The 22,813-nt window shown below is 64.8% G+C and carries 21 protein-coding genes and 1 tRNA gene; 7 read left to right on the top strand and 15 right to left on the bottom strand.

Annotated features, from left to right (window positions below):
- Positions 1 to 114 precede the first annotated feature (114 nt).
- The 3 genes from BM193_RS19415 (at position 115) to BM193_RS19405 (ending at position 5,875) form a co-directional block, all read left to right on the top strand.
- Complete coding sequence (locus tag BM193_RS19415) at positions 115 to 4,170, top strand: Pls/PosA family non-ribosomal peptide synthetase (RefSeq protein ID WP_092799559.1); 4,056 nt, start codon at positions 115 to 117, stop codon at positions 4,168 to 4,170.
- A 9-nt stretch (positions 4,171 to 4,179) separates the two neighbouring features.
- On the top strand, positions 4,180 to 4,731 hold the full coding sequence (locus tag BM193_RS19410) for a 4'-phosphopantetheinyl transferase family protein (RefSeq protein WP_092799561.1): 552 nt from the start codon (positions 4,180 to 4,182) through the stop codon (positions 4,729 to 4,731).
- Positions 4,732 to 4,966: 235 nt separating this feature from the next.
- Entirely contained in the window at positions 4,967 to 5,875 is a 909-nt protein-coding gene (locus BM193_RS19405; protein ID WP_092799563.1) for a LysR family transcriptional regulator, read from the top strand.
- Here BM193_RS19405 and BM193_RS19400 read toward each other — a convergent pair.
- Positions 5,872 to 6,549: a phosphoribosylanthranilate isomerase gene (locus BM193_RS19400; protein WP_092799565.1), complete on the bottom strand. Its 678-nt coding sequence runs from the start codon at positions 6,547 to 6,549 to the stop codon at positions 5,872 to 5,874. The genes BM193_RS19405 and BM193_RS19400 overlap by 4 nt on opposite strands.
- 138 nt (positions 6,550 to 6,687) lie before the next feature.
- Between BM193_RS19400 and BM193_RS19395 the strand changes: the two genes are divergently transcribed.
- Both BM193_RS19395 and BM193_RS19390 read left to right on the top strand, forming a co-directional pair.
- Positions 6,688 to 6,915: a hypothetical protein gene (locus tag BM193_RS19395; RefSeq protein WP_092799567.1), complete on the top strand. Its 228-nt coding sequence runs from the start codon at positions 6,688 to 6,690 to the stop codon at positions 6,913 to 6,915.
- 97 nt (positions 6,916 to 7,012) lie between these two features.
- Positions 7,013 to 7,417 (top strand): hypothetical protein, encoded by a 405-nt coding sequence (locus tag BM193_RS19390; protein ID WP_092799569.1) that lies wholly within the window; start codon positions 7,013 to 7,015, stop codon positions 7,415 to 7,417.
- Positions 7,418 to 7,501: 84 nt separating this feature from the next.
- On the opposite strand, the gene BM193_RS19385 is transcribed toward BM193_RS19390, so the two are convergent.
- The 14 genes from BM193_RS19385 to cysS all read right to left on the bottom strand — a co-directional run bounded on the left by BM193_RS19385 (position 7,502) and on the right by cysS (position 21,255).
- Complete coding sequence (locus tag BM193_RS19385) at positions 7,502 to 8,530, bottom strand: RNA methyltransferase (protein ID WP_092799571.1); 1,029 nt, start codon at positions 8,528 to 8,530, stop codon at positions 7,502 to 7,504.
- A gap of 68 nt (positions 8,531 to 8,598) precedes the next feature.
- Positions 8,599 to 8,940 carry a zinc ribbon domain-containing protein YjdM gene (locus BM193_RS19380; protein WP_092799573.1) on the bottom strand — a complete coding sequence of 114 codons (342 nt, stop codon included), beginning with the start codon at positions 8,938 to 8,940 and terminating at the stop codon, positions 8,599 to 8,601.
- A 91-nt stretch (positions 8,941 to 9,031) separates the two neighbouring features.
- Positions 9,032 to 10,000 (bottom strand): CDF family Co(II)/Ni(II) efflux transporter DmeF, encoded by a 969-nt coding sequence (gene dmeF / locus BM193_RS19375; RefSeq protein ID WP_092799575.1) that lies wholly within the window; start codon positions 9,998 to 10,000, stop codon positions 9,032 to 9,034.
- A gap of 10 nt (positions 10,001 to 10,010) precedes the next feature.
- On the bottom strand, positions 10,011 to 10,286 hold the full coding sequence (locus BM193_RS19370; RefSeq protein WP_092799577.1) for a metal/formaldehyde-sensitive transcriptional repressor: 276 nt from the start codon (positions 10,284 to 10,286) through the stop codon (positions 10,011 to 10,013).
- Between the two features lie 120 nt (positions 10,287 to 10,406).
- On the bottom strand, positions 10,407 to 11,234 hold the full coding sequence (locus tag BM193_RS19365) for a TlpA disulfide reductase family protein (RefSeq protein ID WP_092799579.1): 828 nt from the start codon (positions 11,232 to 11,234) through the stop codon (positions 10,407 to 10,409).
- A 70-nt stretch (positions 11,235 to 11,304) separates the two neighbouring features.
- Positions 11,305 to 12,006 (bottom strand): DUF2325 domain-containing protein, encoded by a 702-nt coding sequence (locus BM193_RS19360; protein WP_254786321.1) that lies wholly within the window; start codon positions 12,004 to 12,006, stop codon positions 11,305 to 11,307.
- A gap of 130 nt (positions 12,007 to 12,136) precedes the next feature.
- Positions 12,137 to 12,742, bottom strand: a complete 606-nt coding sequence (locus BM193_RS19355; protein ID WP_139176213.1) for a hypothetical protein — start codon at positions 12,740 to 12,742, stop codon at positions 12,137 to 12,139.
- Positions 12,743 to 12,892: 150 nt separating this feature from the next.
- A complete protein-coding gene (locus BM193_RS19350; RefSeq protein ID WP_092799585.1) occupies positions 12,893 to 14,470 on the bottom strand; it encodes a methyl-accepting chemotaxis protein in 1,578 nt (525 codons plus the stop codon).
- A 423-nt stretch (positions 14,471 to 14,893) separates the two neighbouring features.
- Positions 14,894 to 14,986: transfer RNA gene (locus BM193_RS19340), tRNA-Ser, on the bottom strand.
- A 110-nt stretch (positions 14,987 to 15,096) separates the two neighbouring features.
- Positions 15,097 to 16,344 carry an aspartate kinase gene (locus BM193_RS19335; protein ID WP_092799589.1) on the bottom strand — a complete coding sequence of 416 codons (1,248 nt, stop codon included), beginning with the start codon at positions 16,342 to 16,344 and terminating at the stop codon, positions 15,097 to 15,099.
- A gap of 196 nt (positions 16,345 to 16,540) precedes the next feature.
- The gene (gene tilS, locus BM193_RS19330) at positions 16,541 to 17,959 is read right to left on the bottom strand and encodes a tRNA lysidine(34) synthetase TilS (RefSeq protein WP_092799591.1); all 1,419 of its coding nucleotides are present in this window, start codon (positions 17,957 to 17,959) and stop codon (positions 16,541 to 16,543) included.
- 159 nt (positions 17,960 to 18,118) lie between these two features.
- A complete protein-coding gene (locus tag BM193_RS19325; protein ID WP_034756951.1) occupies positions 18,119 to 19,093 on the bottom strand; it encodes an acetyl-CoA carboxylase carboxyltransferase subunit alpha in 975 nt (324 codons plus the stop codon).
- A 54-nt stretch (positions 19,094 to 19,147) separates the two neighbouring features.
- Positions 19,148 to 19,858, bottom strand: a complete 711-nt coding sequence (locus BM193_RS19320) for a DNA-3-methyladenine glycosylase family protein (RefSeq protein WP_092799879.1) — start codon at positions 19,856 to 19,858, stop codon at positions 19,148 to 19,150.
- Positions 19,858 to 21,255: a cysteine--tRNA ligase gene (gene cysS / locus BM193_RS19315; protein ID WP_092799593.1), complete on the bottom strand. Its 1,398-nt coding sequence runs from the start codon at positions 21,253 to 21,255 to the stop codon at positions 19,858 to 19,860. The genes BM193_RS19320 and cysS overlap by 1 nt, the downstream gene beginning before the upstream one ends.
- Positions 21,256 to 21,532: 277 nt before the next feature.
- Between cysS and BM193_RS19310 the strand changes: the two genes are divergently transcribed.
- Positions 21,533 to 22,162 (top strand): peptidylprolyl isomerase, encoded by a 630-nt coding sequence (locus BM193_RS19310; protein ID WP_175533351.1) that lies wholly within the window; start codon positions 21,533 to 21,535, stop codon positions 22,160 to 22,162.
- Between the two features lie 83 nt (positions 22,163 to 22,245).
- Positions 22,246 to 22,737: a peptidylprolyl isomerase gene (locus BM193_RS19305; protein WP_092799595.1), complete on the top strand. Its 492-nt coding sequence runs from the start codon at positions 22,246 to 22,248 to the stop codon at positions 22,735 to 22,737.
- Positions 22,738 to 22,813: the final 76 nt, after the last annotated feature.

Raw genomic sequence — 22,813 nt, 5'->3', positions numbered from 1 at the left:
AATTCCCCGTTCTGCAACGCTGAAATGGCTGGCGTGCTGTAATGTATCAACTGTGCCGCGCACGCCGCGCGGCCCGTTTGCTCCTTCATTCAGCATCACAGATAAGCGTCATCCATGAACGATTTCACCGCAGCCAGCCCAGGCACTCCCTCCACCCACGCCGATATCCTGTACGGCCCGCCGCGACCGGATCTGCTGCGCGACGAAGTGCTGGCCGACCTGCTGGAAGCGACGGCCCGCCGCTGCCCGCAGCACATCGCCCTGATCGACGGCGAACGCCGCATCAGCTATGCGCAACTCGATGCGCAGGCGGGCCTGGCGGCCGCGCGCCTGGTGGCGGCCGGCGTCAAGCCGGGCGACATCGTCGGCCTGTGGCTGCCGCGCGGCGCGCATTTGCTGCTGATGCAGGCGGCCATCGCCAAGGCCGGCGCCGCCTGGCTGCCCGTCGATGAAGACACGCCCGTCGAGCGCCTGCAGGTATGCCTCGACGATGCCAATGGCTTTGGTGTCGTCAGCTGCGCGCAGTTCGCGCCGCGCCTGGAGCAGGCCGGCGTCAAGCGTCCCGTGTGGACGGCGGAAGCCCTGCTGGCGCCCGCCGCGCCCGGTGAACACCTGCCCGCGCGCGGCGCCGTGCTGCCCGGACACCCGGCCTACGTCATCTACACATCGGGCTCCACGGGCAAGCCGAAAGGCATCCTGATTTCCCAGCGCAGCATCTGCCACTTCCTGCGCAGCGAAAACGCCGTGCTGCAAGTGACGCAGGACGACACCGTCTACCAGGGCTTTTCCGTCGCCTTCGACATGTCGTTCGAGGAAATCTGGATCGCCTACCTGGTGGGCGCCACCCTGTGGCTGGGGCCCAAGGAAATCTCGGGCGATCCCGAAGCGCTGCCGCGCGCGCTGGCCGCCCATCACGTGACGGTGCTGCATGCCGTGCCGACCTTGCTGGCCCTGTTCGCCGAAGAGGTACCCAGCCTGCGCCTGATCAACCTGGGCGGCGAGATGTGTCCCGAATCGCTGGTCGAGCGCTGGTCGCGCCCGGGCCGCGCCATGTTCAACACCTATGGCCCCACCGAAGCGACCGTCTCGTGCAGCCTGGCGCGTTTGCGGCCCGGCGAACCCGTCACCATCGGCACGCCGCTGCCCAACTATGGCTTGCTGGTGCTGCAGGTGGCCGAGCCGGGAGAAAACCGTCCATTGACATTGCTGGCGCGCGGCGAGACGGGAGAGCTGTGCATCATCGGCCCCGGCCTGGCCGAGGGCTACCTGGGCCGGCCCGACCTGACCGTGGAAAAATTCCTGCCCAATCCGTGGAGCACGTGTCCCGACGATGCGCGCCTGTACCGCACGGGCGACCTGGCCCGCATCGACCCGGATGGCCAGGTGCTGTGCCTGGGCCGCGCCGACGATCAGGTGAAAATCCGCGGTTTCCGCGTGGAGCTGGGCGAGATCGAAGCCGTGCTGGCGCAGCAGGCAGGCGTGGGCACGGTGGCCGTCCTGCTGCGCAAGGATGACGGCATCGACCAGCTGGTGGCCTACATCGTCGGCAGCGACGAGACGTCCGGCGACGCGCTGGCCGCGAAAACCCTGCGCGCGGCCCTGAACCTGCACCTGCCGCCCTACATGGTGCCGGGCCGTTTTGAATTGCTGCCGCTGATGCCGCGCCTGACGTCCGGCAAGATCGACCGGAAAGCCTTGAAAGCCATGCCATTGTCCGCGCCGCCGGCTGGCGAAGCGGGTGAATCGGACGCGCCGGAAACGCCGGCCGAAGCGGCCCTGTTCGCGGCGCTGGCGACACTGTTCCCGGGCCAGCCGATACGGCGCCAGCTTGACTTCTTCAGCGATCTCGGTGGCCACTCGTTCCTGGCCGCGCGCCTGGCGTCGAGCCTGCGTACCGATCCCGCCTATGCGCACATGACGGTGCGCGACATCTATCACAACCGCGAGATCGGCAAGATCGCCGCCGTCCTGAACGAGCCCCCCGCGCTGGCCACGCCGGAAGCGGAATGGACGCCGCCCTCCGCCATCAAGCGCTGGATCTGCGGCGCGGCCCAGGCGGCGGCCGTGCCGGGCCTCGTCACCCTGCGCATGGCGCAATGGATGGCGCCCTTCTTCACCTACCACTTCTTCACGGGCGACGCGGGAGATACCGTGCCGCGCGCCATCGCCGCCTCGATCGGCGTGTTTTTACTCGCGACGCTGGCCGAATTTGTCATTGCGATTGCCGGCAAGTGGCTGATCGCGGGCCGCCTGAAGCCGGGCAGCTATCCGCTGTGGGGCGTCACCTACTACCGCTGGTGGCTGGCCGACCGCCTGGTCGAATCGGCGCCCGCCTACCTGCTCAGCGGCTCGTCGCTGAACAGCTGGTGGCTGCGCGCGCTGGGCGCCAAGGTGGGCAAGGAAGTGGTCATCGGCTCGATGACCCTGCGCGCGCCCGATTTGCTGTCCATCGGCGACAACGTCAGCGTGGGCAACGCCGTCAACTTTGAAAACGCCAGGGTGGAACGGGGCCGCTTGCTGCTGGGGCCCATCCGCATCGGCGACGATTGCTGCATCAGCTCCTATGCGATCTTGGAGGGCAATACCAGCATGGGCGCGTTTGGCCACCTGGAGGGACAATCGGCGCTGGCCGACGGTGCCACGGTGCCGGCCGGGCGCGTGTACACGGGCTCGCCCGCGCGCGACATCGGCCCGTTCGACGCCGCTGCGCAGCCGCCGCGTCCCGCCGTCTCGCGCCTGCGCCTGACGGGGGAAACCGTGTTCTTCTGCTTTGGCATGGTGCTCATCGCCGTGCTGTTCTTCATGCCCGTCTTCCCCAGCTTCGTGCTGATCGACTGGTTCGACGAACGCGAAATGATGCCATGGCTGCAGGGGCGCGACGTGACGACCCAGCTGGCCCGCTACTTCCTGCTGGCCTTCCCCGCCAGCGCCGTGCTGATCGTGCTGACAGCCCTGCTGTCGGCCGCCATCCGCTGGGGCGCGCTGCCGCGCCTGAAACCGGGCAGCTCGCCCGTGCACAGCAATATCTATTGCGCCAAGTGGCTGGTCAGCCATATCCAGGAATCGAGCCTGAACGTCCTGCACGGCATTTACGCCACCGTGTTCGCGCCCTACTGGTATCGCCTGCTGGGCGCCAAGGTGGGCAAGGGCGCGGAGATTTCCACGGCCCTGGGCGTGGTGCCCGACATGCTGACCCTGGGCGACGACACCTTCATCGCCGACGCCGTCATGCTGGGCGACGAACAGATCGACGGCGGCTGGATGACCATGCGCCCCACCGTCGTCTCGCACCGCAGCTTCGTCGGCAACGGCAGCTATATCCCGGACGGCACGGTGCTGCCCGAGCACGTGCTGATCGGCGTGCACACGCACGCGCCGCGCAATGAGCAGATGCACAGCGGCGACACCTGGCTCGGCTCTCCGCCCATGCACCTGCCCGCGCGCGAACAGGTCAGCGGCTTTGCCGAGCACCTGACCTTCAAGCCGTCCATGCTGCGCCGCCTGGGCCGCAGCCTGATCGAAGCGTTCCGCATCGTCGCGCCGCACGCCGTGGTGATCGCCGTCGGCTACACGCTGGTGCTGGACGTGATGCCGATCGCGGGCGCGGGGCGCTGGGGCGAAGTGGTGGGCGACCTGGCGATCGCCGGCATCGCCTACGGCATCGGCAATTTTTTAGTGGTCGTGCTGTTCAAATGGCTGCTGCTGGGACGCTACCGCAAGCACGCGGCGCCCATGTGGACGCCGTTCGTCTGGGTCTCCGAAGGCGTGACGAACCTGTACGAAGGCATCGCCGTGCCCAACTTCATGCGCTACCTGCGCGGCACGCCGTGGCTGCCGCTGGCCTTCCGCCTGTTCGGCTGCAAGATCGGCCGCGGCGTCTACATGGACACCACGGACATCACGGAATTCGACTGCGTGCACATCGGCGACTACAGCGAATTGAATGCCCTCACCTGCCCGCAAACGCATCTGTTCGAAGACCGCGTGATGAAGATCGACCACGTGGACATCGGCCAGCGCGTCTACATGGGCCCGCGCAGCTCCGTGCTGTACAGCGCCAAGGTGGGCGACAATGCGCGCCTGGGTCCGCTGACCCTGGTGATGAAGGGTGAACATATCCCCGCCGGCAGCAACTGGGCGGGCTGCCCGGCCGCGCCTTTGCGTAGCTGATAGCAGCTGATGGATTTTACGGTGCTCTGGTCGGGCGACGGCGTGCTGGCGATCGGCATCGTGCCGCCGCCATCCCGCATGGCGGCACGCGCACACCTGCGCCGGGCCGTGCGCGAAGCGGCGGCGCAGTGGCTCAAGCTCGATAGCGAGGCGATTTCAGTGGAGTCGGCGCCGGGCACCCCTCCCCGTTTGCTGCTGCCCGGCGGCGTTGCGGGCCTGTCGTTCAGCCATGACGAGGGACTCTCGCTGGCTGCGGTCCACCTGCATGGCGCGGTCGGCATCGACGTCATGCGCGTGCAGGATATTGCCGACTGGCTCCATCTGGCGCGCGATTACCTGGGGCCGCAGGTGACGCAGGAGCTGGCCGCCTGCCCCGATACGCAACGCCCGCTGCGCCTGGCGCAGGCGTGGACGGCGCGCGAGGCGGCGCTCAAGTGCGCGGGCCAGCAGTTGGCGGAGTGGGATGGGGTGGAATTGGATTGTCATTTGCAAGCCGTGGAGACACCGCAAAATTTCGTGGCAATGTTAGCGACAATCCGGGGTCAGACCCGACGGGTCTGACCCCGGCTTCACGCTGTTGGGTTAATTCCCTATCAATCCTCTTTACCGTCATCAGCCGCGCCGATCTGGACGAAAATCAGTTTTACGATAATACTGATAAGTACTCCCAGCACCCCGATCAATTCCAGCATGGTCTTTCCTTTGCAATGACAGCGGACCAATACACTGTAGCGCGAACGCCGGGGCCAGGGCCAATATCAAATCAGGCAGTCACCGATCTCGAAAAGGCATACGATTGATTTCTCTCAAACAGTTCAAGTACTTTGTCGAGATTGTCGATGCGGGCAGCTACTCGCGCGCGGCGGAAAAGCTGTACATCGCGCAGTCGGCCCTGAGCCGGCAGATCAAGGAACTCGAGGCTGAGGTGCAAGCCCTGCTGCTCACGCGCGACGCGCGCCATATCGAGCTGACGCCCGCCGGCCAGGTCTTCTATGAACGGGCCAGGCGCATCCTGGAAGACATCGAGGAAACCGTGCGCCAGACGCGCCACGTGGGCCAGGGCGCGCAAGGCATCATCCGCCTGCTGCATTCGAGTTCCGTCACCCTCACGCCCGCCATCGGCGCCGTGCTGAACCGACTGCTGGCGCAGTTCCCCGGCGTTTCGCTCGACGTGTCGAAAGGCTCGTCGGAAAACCAGGCCGCCGACATCGAGGAAGGCCGCGCCGACCTGGGCCTGGTGCGCCTGCCCACCCTGCGCAAGCATGCCAACATCGTCGTGCGCGAACTGTTTGCGGAAAAGCTGGTGGTGGCCGTGTCGTCGGCGTCGCCGCTGGCATCGCTGGACAGCACGACGATCGCCGCGCTGCGCGACGAAGCCTTCGTCTCGATCCCGCACAAGGACCGCGGCGGCCTCAGCTATCTGGTGGCCGGCCTGTGCCTGGCGCAGGGCTTTTTTCCGAAGGCGGCGCGCGCCCTGTCGCGCAAGACGTCGCAGCTGAACCTGATCGAAGCGAACATGGGCATCGCCATCGTGCCCGACAGCATGCGCCTGGTGGCGCCGCCCGGCGTGCGTTTCATCGCCCTGCCGGACGCGGAATCGCATTCCATCGTCGGCCTGATCTCGCCGCGCGCGGCCAGCGGCATGGTGGCCGCGTTTACGGAAGCGTTCGTGCGCGAGATGAACGCGTTGGCAACGGCGACTTAGCCTTCCGCATACAGCGCCGCATCGGCGTCGCGCACGGCCGCCATCAGCAAGGCCAGCTTCATGACGTCGAGCTGGCCGTCCGTGCGCACGCGCGAGCACAGGTCGATGCCGTAGGGACGTACCTGGCGCAGCGCCTCCATCACATTACTGGCATCGAGGCCGCCGGCCAAAAATACGGGACGGGGGCTGGCGCGCACGAAGCGCGCGCTGACGGACCAGTCGTGCGTGCGGCCCGTGCCGCCCAGTTCCGGGACGGGCGCGCCGGGGCGGCCCGAGTCGAGCAAAAAGGCGTGGACATGGGGCGCGTAGGCGGGGATCAGCGCCAACGCCTCGGGCCCTTCCACGTGGATCACCTGCACGCGCCGCACGTGCGGCAGCAGGCGCGCCAGCTGCGCCACTTCGCCGGGGTCGACATGGCCGACGATCTGCACGGTCGACGGCTGCGTGGCGCGCACGTGCCCGGCGATGGCCTGCGCCGTCGTCCCGGCCGTCAGCAGAAAGGTGGCGACGGGCGGCGGCGTCCAGGCCGCGATCTGCGCGATGCGCGCGTCGGGAATGGTGCCCGGACCGGACGGCATGGCCGCCACCAGGCCCAGCGCGTCGGCGCCGGCGGCAATCGCCAGTTGCGCCTCGTCGATGGAAGCGATGCAGCAGATCTTGATGCGGGTTCTCATGGCCTGGTGTGCTCGTCATGGGTGATCAAACGGATGATCAACATTACAACATGGCGCGGCGCGCACGCCAAGACACGCGGTCAAGGCCGCGCACGATTGTGTGCCAGAATGGGCCATTGTCCACTTCCCGAGAAACCCATGGCCGATTACAAAAACCCCAGCTACGTGGCGCGCTCCATGCATCCGCGTTTCGATGCGCTGACGTCGCCCGGCGAAGCCGTGCCGTACTCGGGCATTTACCGCTGCGACGGCTGCGCGCACGAGATCGTGTCGACGGAAGGCCACGTCATGCCGCCGCAAAACCACCATCAGCACAGCAGCGAACAGGGGCCGATCCGCTGGCGCCTGATCGTCAGCCCGCGCTGACGCCGCATCGTGCTGCGGCGCAGATTGACAGGCGGCAGGCGCCGGCCGATACTGGATTTTTCCGCCGCCGCCATTCGAATGTCACTGGAACACCAGCATGCGCATCGTCGACTTTGAAATCCGCAAGGAGTGCCCGCCGCAGCTGTGCGACTGCGAACGCGAGCGGCTGCTCGACGATCCGCAGGCGGATATCGCCATCCTGCGCCTGAACCTGACGGAAGAAAAGCGCCTGCTGGCGCATATCGAGAACATCAGCGACCATGCGCAGCTGAAAAAACTGCAGCAGCGCTTGCGCGACAACCTGGGCGTGGAACTGCAGATCGCGCCCGGCGGCGGCGAAGTGCGCACCGTGCGCGGCTTCCAGATCCGCCTGCTGGAGCGGCCCGGCCTGTGCCGCAAGACGCGCGCCGCCATTCCCGCCGCCGTGCGCCGCTGCCTGGCCGCGCACCCCGAGATCGCGTTTGCGATCCTGAATGAAAATGATTTGCTGGGCGGAGTTTAAGCCCACGGCAAAGGCTGGGGTCAGACCCTCGACACTATCAGCGTCAAGCGCGGTGCCAACGTATCCGGGGGTCTGACCCCGGTTCTACGCTGCGTGTATCTCGATCACTTTCCTGCCCTTCGCCTCGCGCGCGCGCAATTGGCCGCAACCGCCTTCCACGTCCTGTCCCGCCGAATCGCGCAGCTTGGTCAGCACGCCGCGCGCGTGCAGGGCGGCGGCGATCGCCCTGGATTTTTCCCAGCTGGGGCGCTGGAACGGCAGGTCGGCTATGGTGTTATACGGGATCATGTTGAGCACCGCGTATTTCCCCTTCAGGAGCTCGACGATGCCATCCATCTCGTCCGCGCCATCGTTGACGCCCTCCATCAAGGTCCATTGATACTGCACCGGGTAGCCGGTGAGGCGCGCATACGACTCGCCGAAGGCCACCAGCTCGTGCGGCGTGAGCCGGGGAGCGCGCGGCAGCAGCTGTTCGCGCAGCGCCGGCTTCGTCGTATGCAGCGACAGGGCCAGCGCCGGCTTGACCCGCCCCTGCGGCAGGCGCTCGAACGCGCGCGGGTCGCCCACGGTGGAAAACACCAGGTTCTTGTGGCCGATATTGCCTTCGGTGCCCAGCAGCTCGATCGCTTCCATCACATTGTTCAGGTTATGCGCCGGCTCGCCCATGCCCATGAAGACGACTTTTTTCACGGGACGCAGGGTACGCGCCAGCACCACCTGGGCGATGATTTCGCCGCTGGTGACTTGCCGGATCAAGCCGTCGCGGCCCGTCATGCAGAACTGGCAGCCGACGGCGCAGCCCACCTGGCTGGAGACGCACAGGCCGTCGCGCGGCAGCAGCACGCTTTCCACCGTCTGGCCGTCGTGCAGCCCCACCAGCAGGCGCGCCGAACCGTCCGCGCCCGGATGGGTGCTGAGCAGTTTCAGCATGCCCTGCAATTCCACGTCGAGCGCCGGCAAGGCCTCGCGCACGGGCAGCGGCAAAAAATCCTCGGCGCGGCGCCGGCCCTGGTCGTGCGGCTGCGCCTGTATCCAGTCGCGCAGCACGCGCTGTTCGTGCAGTGGCTTGGCGCCCAGGGCGCGCAGGCGCTGGCGGAGATGGTCGATTTGCATGGCGTCTGAAATAAAAAACGGCGCGCCGGCAGGAATGCGAGGCGCGCCGCGAATGGCAAGGAAAAGTCTTACACTTTCTTGACGAATTCCGTCTTCAGGCTCATGGAACCGAAGCCGTCGATCTTGCAGTCGATATCGTGGTCGCTGTCGACCAGGCGGATATTCTTGACCTTGGTGCCCATCTTGACGACACCGCCGCCGCCCTTCAATTTCAGGTCCTTGATGACGCTGACCGTGTCGCCGTCCTGCAGGATATTGCCGGCCGCATCGCGGTACACTTTGGCGCCCTCTTCCACCGCTTCGCCGGCCGTGGCCGACCATTCATGCGCGCATTCAGGGCAGATCAGCTGGCTGCCGTCTTCGTACGTGAATTCGGATTGGCATTGCGGGCATGGTGGTAATGTGCTCATTTTCTTCTCTGTCTGGTGAACAGCGCGTGCTGTAAAAGCCGACATTATACGGCCTACGCCCCGCATCAACGGGCTTTTTTCCCCATCATTGTCAAGGCCGGCGAATAATCTCGATGGTACTGTGGACGATTTCCTCGTGGATGCCGATGCGCGCGCGCAGCTGGGCCGCCGTCAGGCCCGTATCGCGGCTGACCACGGACAGCGCGCACGAGTACAGCTGCTTGCCGACCCGCCACACGTGCAGGTCGACGATGCGCGGCGTGTCGCCGGCGCTTTCCACTTCCACGGCTGCGCGGATTTCCGCCACCACGGGGTGGTCCATCTCGCGGTCCAGCAAGACCTTGCCCGTTTCCTGCATCAGCTTTTTCGCCCACAGCGCCACCAGCACGGCGCCCGCGATACCCATCACGGGGTCGAGCCACTGCCAGCCATAAACCCAGGCGCCGGCCAGCGCAACGATGGCCAGCACGGACGTGGCGGCGTCGGCCAGCACGTGGATGTAGGCGGCCTTCATGTTCAGGTCTTCGCCATGGCCGTGGTGCTCGTGGTGCTCATGATGATCGTGGCCGCCGTGGTGATCATGGCCGTGGTCGTGGTGGCCGCCAAGGATCAGCGCGCACGCGAGGTTCACCAGCAGGCCGAAACCGGCCACCGCCATCGCCTGCGGATAATGGATGGCCTGCGGCGCGAACAGGCGTTCGAGCGAGGCCGCCACCATCAGCACGGCCACGCCCAGCAGCAGGATGGCGCTGGTGTAGCCGGCCAGCACCTCGATCTTCCAGGTGCCGAAGGCAAAGCGCGGGTCGCGCGCATAGCGGCGCGCCGCCGCATACGCAAACGCGGCCAGGCCGATGGCCAGCGCGTGCGAGCTCATATGCCAGCCATCGGCCAGCAGGGCCATGGAGTTGTACCACCAGCCGGCGACGATCTCCAGCGCCATGGTGGCCAGCGTGATCCACATGACGATGCGCGCGCGGCGTTCCGCCTTGTCGCTGGCGGCGCCAAAGACGTGTTCGTGCTGCCAGGCGGAGAGGTCTTCCTTGAGGGATGGTGTGGACATGACGTTCTCCTTATTTCAGGTAGGTGCGCAGGATGCCGGCGATCTCGTCGGCGCCCCTGGCCCGCTCTTCGCTGGCGATGTCGGGACTGGCCACGTGCTCGCGCAAGTGCTCCTCGATCACTTCGGCCATCAGGCCGTTCACGGCGCCGCGCACGGCGGCGATCAGCTGCAGCACCTCGCCGCAATCGCGGCCCTCTTCCAGACCCCGTTCCAGGCCTTCCACCTGCCCCCGAATACGCTTCACGCGATTGAGCAGCTTGGTCTTGTTATGCGATGTATGTCCCATATCCCGGCTCCGATGAATACTATAGGGGGGTATACTATCAGAAAGTGCGCGGCATGCGGCAAGACGTAAAAAAAGCCGCGCATCCTGGCGGATGGGCGGCCCGGCGGGCAGGCATCGGCGCTATGGCGCGGGCGCCGCGATCTTCTGCAGCTTGCTGGCCAGCGAGGCATCGGACAATTCGCCCAGGTGCGTATCGGCCAGCCGCCCCTGCGCGTCATAAAACAGGGTGGTGGGCAGGGCCGAGGAACCGGCCGCCTTGCCCAGCGCGGCCTCGCCGTCGAGCACCACATTGCGCAGGGTCGCGCCGCTCCTGTCCAGGAAAGCGGCGGCGGCCGCCGCATCCTCGCGCTGGTTCGCATACACGAAGACGATATCGGCGCGCGCCTGCTGCGCGGCGGCCAGCACGGGCATCTCGCGCCGGCATGGCGGGCACCAGCTGGCCCACAGGTTGACCACCAGCGGCTTGCCGCCGGCCAGCGCCGCCAGGCTGGTGGACCTGCCGTCCAGCGTCTGCAGCGCCACGGCCGGCAGGGCCGCCGGCTGGTCGTCGGCCAGCCAGATCCCTGCGCTCAGCACGCCCCAGGCCAGCGCGCCGCAGGCCACGCTGATGGCCAGCGGACGGCGCAGGGACGCTGCGGCGGGACGCCGGCAGCGCCACGCGGCGACGGCCAGCGCGGCGGCGACACCGGCCGGCGCCAGGAAGCCGCCGTCGCGGATATTGATGATGGACCACGGCGCGGCCAGATACTGTTCATGCCAGCGCAGCACGAACGCCAGGCGCGCCGCCAGCAGGCCGGCGATCAGCATGTCGGAAACGAGGGGGCCGGCGTCCGGCAGCCGGCGGTACTTCCGCAGCCACCACGCCGCGCCGTAGGCGACGCACAGGGCAAGAAACAGCAGGACGAGGCCTGTGGGCAAAGCCAGTGGGCCGATTTGCAGGGACAGCATGGGCGCTTTCTATGACGTCGAATGGACGGCCATTGTGCCCCATGCGGATTAAGCAGGCGTTAATCCGGAATCAAAAACCGGCCAGCGCCTCCTTGCGCACGAAATGCATGGCTTGCGGCTGGTCCACCAGCACGCACTGCTTGCCCGTGCGCCTGCAGTGGTCATGCACGCGCCAGTAGGCGTCGTGGCTGACGCAGCCCGTCTGGCAAATCACCAGGTCGGCCGCCACGAGACCGGCTTCCAGCGCGGCCGCATCGTCGGCGCCGTCATCGCCGCCCGTGTGATGGAGGAAGCGACCGCCGGCCTGCTCGATGGCGCGCTGCGCCACGGCGGCGCCACCCGCGTCCTGCCCCGGCGCCAGCGTCGCATAGCTGCCCACGTAGAGCACGGCTTTTTCGCGCACGTCGGCCGGCACGGCGGGTGCGGGCACGACGGAAGGCGCGGGCAGCCACTGCAGGCGCAGCAGCTCGCGCATCAGGTCCTGCACGCGCTCGCCGAGCCACTCGACCTTGCGCGCCAGCCGGGCACGCGTCGGCAAGCCCGGCACGCTGGCCACCAGTTCGGCCAGTGCGTCGCGCGCCAGCGCCAGCTGCGTATCGCGGATCACGACCTGCGCCCGCGCGCGCATCAGGTCCGACTCCAGCTGCCCGATGCGGGCAGCCTGCGCGGCCAGCTGCGCACTGCAGCGCGCCTGCGCGCGGCCATATTCCCCCATCAGCACGCGGTGCTCATGCGCGATCAAATCCTCGTTGCCATCCCTGCTGCCCATCATGCCCTCCTTTACCACCCGTGACGCCATGGCGCCAGCCCATTGCACCCCCATGGCACATAATTATAAATGAGAATCATTATTATTTGTGTATGCACGCGCTCGCAGCAGGGGTATGCGCTGGCCGCCGGCCTCACCCGGCAGGTGCGCAAGACAGCAGGCGCCGCCAGACGTCATCCTGCACTGCGCGCACCCGCCGCAAGCCGTCGGGGCCGCGATAGATATCCAGCGTGTTCGGCCACGCGATATCGATGAACAACTGCCGTGCCGGATCGACCAGCAGTGACTGCCCCACGTAGTTCCCCTTGACCTCGCCCTTGTTCACGGCCAGCACGCGCGCGCCGCCGGCAAGGTTCCGCTCTTCCAGCGCCACGCCGCTGCGCTCGGCCACGTCGCGCAGCCAGCGCTCGCGCCAGCGCGCCTGCTCCTCGAACTGTCCCGGTGGCGGCCGGTCCAGCTTGACGACGGCCGCCACGGGACCGCCTATGCCCGCCTGCAGCGAAAAGCCCATGCGTTCCTGCACTTCGACCGTGTAGGCTTCACCCTTGACGCCGACCGGGTAGCGCACCATCCCCTCATGCACGAGCAGGTCGGCCTGATGGTAGGCGGGCCGGACGCAAGCGGCGTACTGATACGCGAGCACGTCAAGGAACGGAGGCGCGGCGGGGGCGGCCCCCGCCATGGCGGGCGAGAGGCTGGCGCACAGGGCTGCGATCGCAGCGCGATACGGTGTATTCATGTTGCTTCCATAAAAGTGAACGGCACGCAGGCAAGATCACGGCGACCTTGACTGACGCGGCACTGTAGCGCATGCGGCAGCGTGGCGTGGCCCGCACGCGACGCTGCCAGCAATCATCAGCGGCCGCAAGACAGGCGGCGGCAGACGGCATCAGGCGCGCGCGGCCGCCTGGCTGGCGAGCTTGAACACCCCCACTTCCCGCACCAGGCTGGCGGCCTGCTCTTCCAGGCTGCCGGCAGCGGCCGCCGCTTCCTCGACCAGGGCGGCATTCTGCTGCGTGACCTCGTCCATCTGCGTGATGGCCTGGTTGACCTGTTCGATGCCCAGGCTCTGCTCCTGGCTGGCGGCGGCGATCTCGCTCATCAGGTCGACCACCTGCTTGACGGATGTGACGATCTTGTCCATCGTGGCGCCCGCCTCGTCCACCAGCTTGCTGCCCGCGTCGACGCGCTCGACCGAATCGCCGATCATGGCCTTGATTTCGCGCGCGGCGCTGGCCGAGCGTTGCGCCAGGCTGCGCACTTCGCTGGCGACGACGGCGAAGCCGCGTCCCTGCTCGCCCGCCCTGGCCGCCTCTACCGCTGCGTTCAAGGCCAGGATATTCGTCTGGAAAGCGATGCTGTCGATCACGTCGACGATATCGACGATCTTGCGCGAGCTGGCATTGATGGCGCCCATGGTATCGACCACGCGCCCGACCACCTGGCCGCCCTGCACGGCAAATTCCGACGCCGACACCACCAGCTGGTTCGCCTGCCGCGCATTGTCGGCATTCTGCTTTACCGTGCTGGTCAGCTCCTTCATCGCGGAAGCCGTTTCTTCCAGCGAACTGGCTTGCGCTTCCGTGCGCGACGACAGGTCGAAATTGCCGGCCGCGATTTCGCGCGAAGCGACAGTGATGCTTTCCGTGCTGCTGCGCACCTGGCCCACGGTGCGCGACAGGCTGCCATTCATCGCTTCAAGGGCCTGCAGCAATTGACCGGGCTCGTCGGAATAGCGGCTGCCGACGCGATTGCTCAAGTCGCCGGCCGCCACCCGCTGCGCGGTCTGCAAGGCCTCCTGCAGGGGGCCGGTGATGCTGCGACTGATCAGCACGGCGCCGGCGATGCTGACGCCCAGCGCCCCCAGCAGCAAGCCCGCCAGCAGCACGGTCGCCGAGCGGGCCCTGTCGGCCGATGCGGTCTCGAACGCCGCCGAACGCTTGCTGGTCATGTCGACCACGCGGTTGATGGCCGCCAGATGGCTGTCGTAGCTGGCGGCCATGGCCGCCATGGCAGTGGCCACGCCCGCCTTGTCCTGCCCCTGCAGCGCGGGGATGAAGCGCGTGAATACCGTGTCATAGAAAGCCACGGCAGGGGCGTGCGCCTGCGTCAGCAAGGCTTCGGCGATATCGTGATCGAGATCCTGGGTACGCCAGAACTGATGGCGCGTGTCGTACTCGGCCTTCAGGGCCTTCAGGCGTTCGACCAGCTTGTCTCGCGCGCCCCTGTCTTCGGACGCCATCAGCTGGAACGCCACCAGATACGATTCGAGGATGTATTCCGGCGGCGGCAGCACGTCGGCCACCAGGTCTTTGCCCTGCACAATGCGGTGGTACACGGGGCCGTTGACCTTCAGTTCGTGCAGCACGCGCAGCGACCAGCCGCCATACACGATCAGGCCCAGCGAAAAGATGGCGACCAACAAGGCCAGCCGGCGCGACAGTTTGACTTGACGAAGCAGTTGCATGTGCGTCCCCCTCGGTTGTGCGGGCCATGCCGTCAATGCGGCGGACATAGACCGCGCTGGCCAGTATGAAATTTCCACGTGGCATTTGCAGATTATGCAATTTTTTAAGGGGGTTGGGCTGAATGCGGTGAAAAAGAATCCCTTGCTGGGCACAGGTCGGCGCAGGCGCTGGCAGAGGCCGGCGCATGTGCTCGCAGAGGCCGGCGCAGGCAGCTCGCAGAGGCCGGCGCAGGCGCTGGCCGCCATTGCCTGAGATGAGGGGACGGCGTTGGCCGCTGCGCGGCCAACGGGGCCGCGCGCAGCGCGGCAGATGGGCGATTCGGAGAGCCTGCGCGCCCGCCAGGGCGCTGCGTCTTCGAATCCCACCGTTCCGTCCAGACAAATAAAAAAGCCTCCCGCAGGGGAGGCTTTTTTATTTGATTCTGGCGGAGACGGTGGGATTCGAACCCACGATACAGGTATAAGCCGTATGCATCCTTAGCAGGGATGTGCCTTCGGCCACTCGGCCACGTCTCCTAGCTGATTACTCAACTATGTCTCTGTAGCTAACTGCGCTGCAGCGACGAACGTCATAATATCGATTGCCCCCCCTTTGGTCAAGGGCGTGGGGCAATATTTTTACATTTTTAAGCTTTTTCCAGCTCGAACGCTTTATGCAGCGCGCGCACGGCCAGTTCCATGTACTTTTCATCGATCAGCACGGAAATCTTGATCTCGGAAGTGGAGATCATCATGATGTTGATGCCCTCTTCCGACAGGGTGCGGAACATCTGCGAGGCGACGCCCACGTGGCTGCGCATGCCGACGCCGACGACGGACAGTTTCGACACTTTCGCGTCGCCCGTGATGCTGGCCGCGCCCAGCGATTCGCGGTTCGCTTCCAGCACGGCCAGCGCGCGCGCATATTCGCCGCGCGAGACGGTGAAGGTGAAGTCCGTTTTACCGTCGACCGACTGATTCTGTATGATCATGTCGACTTCGATGTTCGCGTCCGCCACCGGTCCCAGGATGTGGTAGGCCACGCCTGGACGGTCGGGCACGCCGAGCACGGTGATTTTGGCTTCATCGCGGTTGAAGGCGATGCCGGAGATGACTGCTTGTTCCATGTTTGTATCTTCCTCAAACGAAATCAGGGTGCCTGAATTGGCTTCTATTTCCAGCGGCAACATCGGGTCGGTCAGCGACGACAGCACGCGCGTGGGCACGCGGTAGTTGCCGGCAAATTCCACCGAACGCGTTTGCAGCACTTTGGAGCCCAGCGAAGCGAGTTCCAGCATTTCTTCAAAGGTGATGGTCTTCAGGCGGCGCGCCTCGGAGACCACGCGCGGGTCGGTCGTGTAGACGCCGTCGACGTCCGTGAAGATCAGGCACTCGGCCGCCTTCATGGCGGCGGCGATCGCCACGGCCGACGTGTCGGAACCACCGCGGCCCAGGGTCGCGATATTGTCGTTCTCGTCGACGCCCTGGAAACCGGTAATGATGACAATCTTGCCCGCATCGAGGTCGCGTTTGACTTTCTCGTCATCGATCGACTGGATGCGTGCCTTGGTAAAGGCGGAATCGGTCTTGATCGCGACTTGCCAGCCAGCATAGGATACGGCTTGTTTGCCGATCGCCAGCAGTGCCATCGACAATAGGCCGACGGACACCTGTTCGCCTGTCGAGGCGATCATGTCAAGTTCACGGGGATCGGGTTGATCCATGATTTCCTTGGCCAGTCCAATCAGGCGGTTGGTTTCGCCCGACATGGCGGATGGCACCACCACGATTTGATGCCCGGCGTCGTGCCACTTGGCAACGCGCTTGGCGACATTCTTGATACGGTCAGTCGAGCCCATCGACGTACCGCCATATTTGTGGACGATTAAAGCCATAAGAGTGAAGTTTCCGCTCAAGAAGAATAAAAAAGGAGGGCTTTACTCTACATGCCGCAATGCAAAATAACAAGCTAAAAAGCGCATTAGCTCATACCAATTACACATATGGAAATAACCAATCCATGCAGTCCAGCTGGCTTGCACAGCCACCTGCGGGCCACCTGGGGAACGGCCATGGTGGCCGCTCCCACGCTCAGCAGGACTGCCAGCGCAAGGTCACGCGGGGACGATCCAGCAAGCTCAGGCAATGGCAGTCGAGGCCAATACCAGCCGCATACAGCAATTGTTGCGCCGCACAGACAAGGGGCAGGCGTTCGCGCTCCCAGGCGGGCACGTCAAACGCCTGGTAATGGTATTTCAAGCTCTTGGTGGGACGGTTCAGGGCCAGCTTCAGGCGCTCGCCGCCCTGGCGGAAGTCGATGGTCAAGGTCTGCGCTTGCAACCAGGCAAGGTCGATACCCTGGCCGCCCGCTTCCACCGCATCGAAATGCAGCACGCCGCCATACGCGGGAAACGCCAGGCTGGCCTCGCCTTTCCAGGTGAATGCCTGGCTGGCCTTTTCCAGGCCGGGAATGCCCGCGTCGTCACGCTCGCGCATGCCGGCCAGGTCACCGAGTTTCGGCGTCAAATATAAGCGGTCGCGGTGGCGCCGCACATGGCAGTCGGGATGCGTCACCAGCAATTGCGCATCGGGCCGCGCTTCCAGCAACTGCGCCAGCATTTCCACCAGCCACGCCGTCGACGGCATGCGCAAGCCGCGCGTGCCGAACCAGTGGCGCAGCAGGTTGTAGCAGCGGTCCGCGCTCAGCGCGCGCAATTTCGCCAGCTCGATGCAATCGCCATCGAGGCAGCTGGCCAGATCCTGCGTCGCCAGTTCCGTCAGCAAACGCTGCGCCGATTGCGCATGCTGGGCGCTGCGGGCGAAACGCTCCTGGAAGCCGGGAAACGCCTGCGCCAGCACGGGCATCACCTGGTGCCGCAAGGCATTGCGGGCGAAACGGGGATCGTCGTTCGATTCGTCGTGGATGTGCGCGATCGCATGCTTCGCCACGTACGCTTCGAGCTGCCGGCGCGACACGGGCAGCAGCGGGCGCGCCATCACCAGGTCCGGATTGCCCAGCAGTTCGGGCGCGCTGTTGGCGCCATCCATGCCCGACAGGCCCGCCGTGCCCGAGCCGCGCAGCAATTGCAGCAGCACGGTTTCGGCCTGGTCATCCTGGTGGTGCGCCGTCAGCAGCAGGCGCACGCCGTGCGCGGCGCACAGCTCGCCCAGGGCCGCATAACGGCGCTTGCGGGCCGCCTCTTCCGTACCCGTCTTCGCGTTTGTTTCCACCGTCACGCGGCGCGCCTCGAAAGGCACGCCCAGGCCGGCACATGCCTGCTCGCAGTGGGCCAGCCACGCATCGGCGTTCGGGCTCAGGCCATGGTGCACGTGGAAGGCGTGCAAGGTGATGCCCTGCTGTTGCGCCCAGCCATGCGCCAGGTGCAGCAGGGCTGCGGAATCGAGGCCGCCGCTCAGGGCGATGCCGACGGGGCTGCCGGCCGGCGGTGCGCAGGCGTCCAGCGCGCGGGTGAAGATATCGGCGACGGTGGCGGTTTGTTGCTTTTTCAATTCGGACTCCGGGAATGCAAAGAGGGACAGGCGGCAGCCGAGTGTGTTCGACTGCCTGCCTGTCCCTGGTGTTTGATGCTTGCTTTAACCCAAGACCTTGAAAGGCCGGGGTCAGACCTTAAGGTCTGACCCCGGACTCTGCCATTGGGTTTCAACAAATTACTCGCTCGGCGTGGTTTCCTTGAACTTGCCGTAGCTGAGCAGTTTCTCGTGGCGCGCGGCCAGCAGGTCCTTGGTTTTCATGCCGTGGAACTGGCGCAGGGTGTCGGCCAGCGCGCGTTTGAGCAAGGTCGCCATCTGCTTCGGATCGCGGTGGGCGCCGCCCAGCGGTTCATTGATGATCTTGTCGATCAGGCCCATGGCTTTCAGGCGGTGCGCCGTCAGGCCCAGCGCTTCGGCCGCGTCGGAGGCGCGCTCGGCGCTCTTCCACAGGATCGAGGCGCAGCCTTCCGGCGAGATCACGGCATAGGTCGAGTATTGCAGCATCAGCACGGCGTCGCCCACGGCGATGGCCAGCGCGCCGCCGGAACCGCCTTCACCGATAATGGTGGCGATCAGCGGCACTTTCAGTTCGGCCATCACGTACAGGTTGTGGCCGATGGCTTCCGACTGGCCGCGCTCTTCCGCGTCGATGCCGGGGAAGGCGCCTGGCGTGTCGACGAAGGTGAAGATGGGCAGGTTGAACTTTTCCGCCACTTTCATCAGGCGCATGGCCTTGCGGTAGCCTTCCGGTTTCGGCATGCCGAAATTGCGCATGGCGCGCTCTTTCGTGTCGCGGCCCTTCTGGTGGCCGATGACCATGCACGGCTGGCCGTTGAAACGGGCCAGGCCGCCCACGACGGACAGGTCGTCCGCGTAGCTGCGGTCGCCATGCAATTCGTGGAAATCGGTAAAGATTTCATTCACGTAATCCATGGTGTACGGGCGCTGCGGATGGCGCGCGATCTGCGCCACTTGCCAAGGCGTCAGCTTGGCGTAGATATCCTTGGTCAGCTGCTGGCTCTTCTTGGCCAGGCGGTCGATCTCTTCCGAGATGTCGACGGCCGAATCGTCTTGCACGAAGCGCAACTCTTCGATCTTGGAATCGAGTTCCGCGATCGGCTGTTCAAAATTGAGGAAAGTCGTTTTAGTCATTGTACCTCCAGGTTTTACCGGCCACGGCGCCAGGGCGCGCGGCATCATCTATGTTTATTTTACCGTACCGGCTGGTGCGCCGGGGGCTGCATCGGTTGCGGCAGGGGCGGCTGCAGGGTCGAGACTGCGCCACAGATACCACGTCGCCACGGTGCGCCACGGTTCCCAATTGGCGGAAACTTCGCGCGCATCGCTGCGGGAAACAGGTTCGCCGGAGAAGTAATTGACGCTGATGCCCTGGATCAAACCGGGGTCGTCGAGCGGCAAGACATTCGGTCGCAGCAGATTAAATATCAAAAACATCTCGGCTGTCCAGCGGCCGATGCCGCGGATCTGCACCAGTTCGGCGATGACGGCTTCGTCATCCATCTGGTCCCACTGGCTGGCGTGCACGCGCTTGGCCTTGAAATGGTCGGCCAGGTCGAGGATGTATTCGGTCTTGCGTTTGGACAAGCCACAGGCGGACAGCTGCTCGGCACCCGCCTTCAATACTTGCGAGGGCGTGCATTTCGGACAGGCCAGCAGCAGCTTTTTCCAGGCGGCATCGGCCGCCTTGGGCGTGATCTGCTGCCCCACCAGCGAACGGGCCAGGGTGGTAAACGGGTCGCTATGGCCGACCAGGTGCAGGTCGCCAAATTGCGGGATGAGCTTTTTCATGATGCGGTCGCGCTTCATCAGCTCGATCTTCGCCTCTTCCCAATAGTGCGGCACCTGGATCACTTGTGCCGCCACCGGGGCTTCCCCGTTTTCCCTGGACGTCGCCATCATGCGCGGCGCCAGTTGGTCGAGCCGTCAGGCTTGTCTTCAAGAATGATGCCCGCCGCCAGCAACTCGGCGCGGATCTTGTCGGACTGGGCGAAGTCGCGCGCCTTTTTCGCCGCGCTGCGCGCCGCAATCGCCTGCTCGATGCCGGCCGCCTCATCCTGGCCACCGGCGGCGGCGCCGACGGTCGCTTGCAGGAATTGCTGCGGCGTGCGTTCCAGCAAGCCAAACACGCCCGCCAGGCCTTTCAATTGACGCGCCAGCGCGGGCGACTTGCTCTTGTTGACTTCCGTCGCCAGGTCGAACAGGGCCGCCACGGCCAGCGGCGTATTGAAATCGTCGTCCATCGCGTCGCGCACGCGCACGGCATGCGCTTCGCTCCAGTCGATGGCGCCCTCTTCCACGGCCACGTCGGCCAGCGCCGTGTACAGGCGGGTCAGGGACAGGCGCGCGTCGTCCAGGTGCACGTCGGAATAATTGAGCGGGCTGCGGTAGTGGGCGCGCAGGATGAAGAAGCGGATCACTTCGGCATCGAATTTTTGCAGCACTTCGCGGATGGTGAAGAAGTTACCGAGCGACTTGGACATTTTTTCATTGTCCAGGCGCACGAAGCCGTTATGGATCCAGTAATTCACGCTGGTGTGGCCGAACGCGCCTTCGGACTGGGCGATCTCGTTTTCGTGGTGCGGGAATTGCAAGTCCGCGCCGCCGCCATGGATGTCGAACTGTTCACCCAGCAAGGCGCACGACATGGCCGAGCACTCGATATGCCAGCCCGGGCGGCCCTTGCCCCACTTCGAGTCCCATTTGACTTCTTCCGGCTCGGACTCCTTCGACGACTTCCACAGCACGAAGTCGAGCGGATCGCGCTTGCCCGTATTCACGTCCACGCGCTCGCCCGCGCGCAGGTCGTCGAGCGACTTGCCCGACAGCTTGCCGTAGTGGGGGAAATTGCGCACGGCGTAGTTGACGTCGCCGTCGGCACCCTGGTAGGCCAGGTCCTTCGCTTCCAGCTGCTCGATCAGGCGCAGCATCTGCGGCACGTAGTCGGTGGCGCGCGGCGTATGGTCGGGCGTCAGGATGCCCAGCGCGGCCGTGTCTTCATCCATGTACTGGGTGAAACGCGTTGTCAGCTGGGAAATCGTCTCGCCGTTTTCCACGGCGCGGCGGATGATCTTGTCGTCGATGTCCGTAATGTTGCGCACATACGTGACGTCGAAACCGGAAGCCTTGAGCCAGCGGTAGATGACGTCGAAGGCCATCATCATGCGCGCATGGCCGATATGGCAATAGTCGTAAATGGTCATGCCGCACACGTACATGCGTACCTTGCCGGCTTCCATCGGGACAAATACCTGCTTCTCGCGCGCCAGGGTGTTGTAAATCTTTAGATTGCTCATCGTACTTTGCAAGTGGAGCGGCCGCCAGCCTGGCAAACGACAGACAGGCGCGGACACCGGGGGTGCCGCGCCACTGAACTGCCGTGTGCGCCAAGACGGGACGACCCGCTGTATTGTTGTTCTTGTTTGTTAGAATTGGGGCGTTAGCGGTCAAGTATAACATTGATAAAAACCATACTGGCCCGATATGAATCAGGTTTTTACGATGTTCAACCGAATTTTCAGTTCTTTACAATTAAAGCAAGTTTAGAGAAAAATAACCATCAAGGACGCCTTCATGCAAGAAACCAAATCGAAACGCCTGTCTTTCCTGGCGCGCTTTTGCACCCTGTTTGCCGGCCTGACCCTGGGCAGCGCCGTCGTGGCGGCCGCACCGGCGAGCGCCCTCGACCCCACGCCGCACGTGGCCCTGAAAACCAGCATGGGCGAGATCGTGCTCGAGCTGGACCAGGAAAAAGCGCCGAAAAGCGTGGCCAATTTCCTGCAGTATGTCAAAAGCGGTTATTACAAGGGTACCGTCTTTCACCGCGTCATCGATGGCTTCATGATACAGGGCGGCGGCTTCGACAAGAACATGAAGCAGAAAGCCACCAAGGCGCCGATCAAGAATGAAGCGCAAAACGGCTTGCAAAACGTCACCTACAGCATCGCCATGGCGCGCACGGGCGACCCGCATTCGGCCACGGCGCAGTTCTTCATCAACGTCAACGACAATGGCGCGCTCGACTATCCTGGCCGCGACGGCTTCGGCTATACCGTGTTCGGCAAAGTCGTCAAAGGCATGGACGTGGTCGACAAGATCAAGGCCGTGCCCGTCGCCGACAAGGGACCGCACCAGAACGTGCCCGTCACCCCCGTGGTGATCGAATCGGCGACTTTACTCAAGTCCGCGCCCGCAAAACTGTAAAATAGCGTTTTTGCGGTTTGCGCATGCCGCCGTGGCATGCCACGGCCCCAATCAACTTTTCATCCAATTTATTAAGGATCATCATGACCTCCGTCATCATCACCACCAATCTGGGCAAGATCACCGCTGAACTGGACGCTGAAAAAGCGCCGAAAACGGTTGCCAACTTCCTGGCCTACATGAAAGCCGGCCACTACGACAACACCATTTTCCACCGCGTCATCGACGGTTTCATGATCCAGGGCGGCGGTTTCGAGCCAGGCATGAAACAGAAGCCTGCCGACGCCACCGTGGAAAACGAAGCCAAGAACGGCCTGAAAAACGACACCTACACCTTGGCCATGGCCCGCACGTCGGACCCGCATTCGGCATCGGCCCAGTTCTTCATCAACATCAAGAACAACAGCTTCCTCGACTACCCGGGCCAGGACGGCTGGGGCTACGCCGTGTTCGGTAAAGTGACGGACGGCAAGGAAGTCGTCGACGCCATCCGCGCCGTGAAAACCTCGCGCGCCGGCATGTTCGCCGACGTGCCAGTGACCGACGTCATCATTGAAAAAGTCGAAGCAGTTTAATTCGGCTACGGCATCATGAATCACAGGCATTGCCGCGTTGGCGCCTCTCCATGCACATCACTTTTTGGGAGCGTTG

This window comes from Janthinobacterium sp. 344 (assembly GCF_900112025.1).
Taxonomy (GTDB): domain Bacteria; phylum Pseudomonadota; class Gammaproteobacteria; order Burkholderiales; family Burkholderiaceae_D; genus Janthinobacterium.
This window is presented reverse-complemented; position numbering and strand designations above follow the sequence as displayed.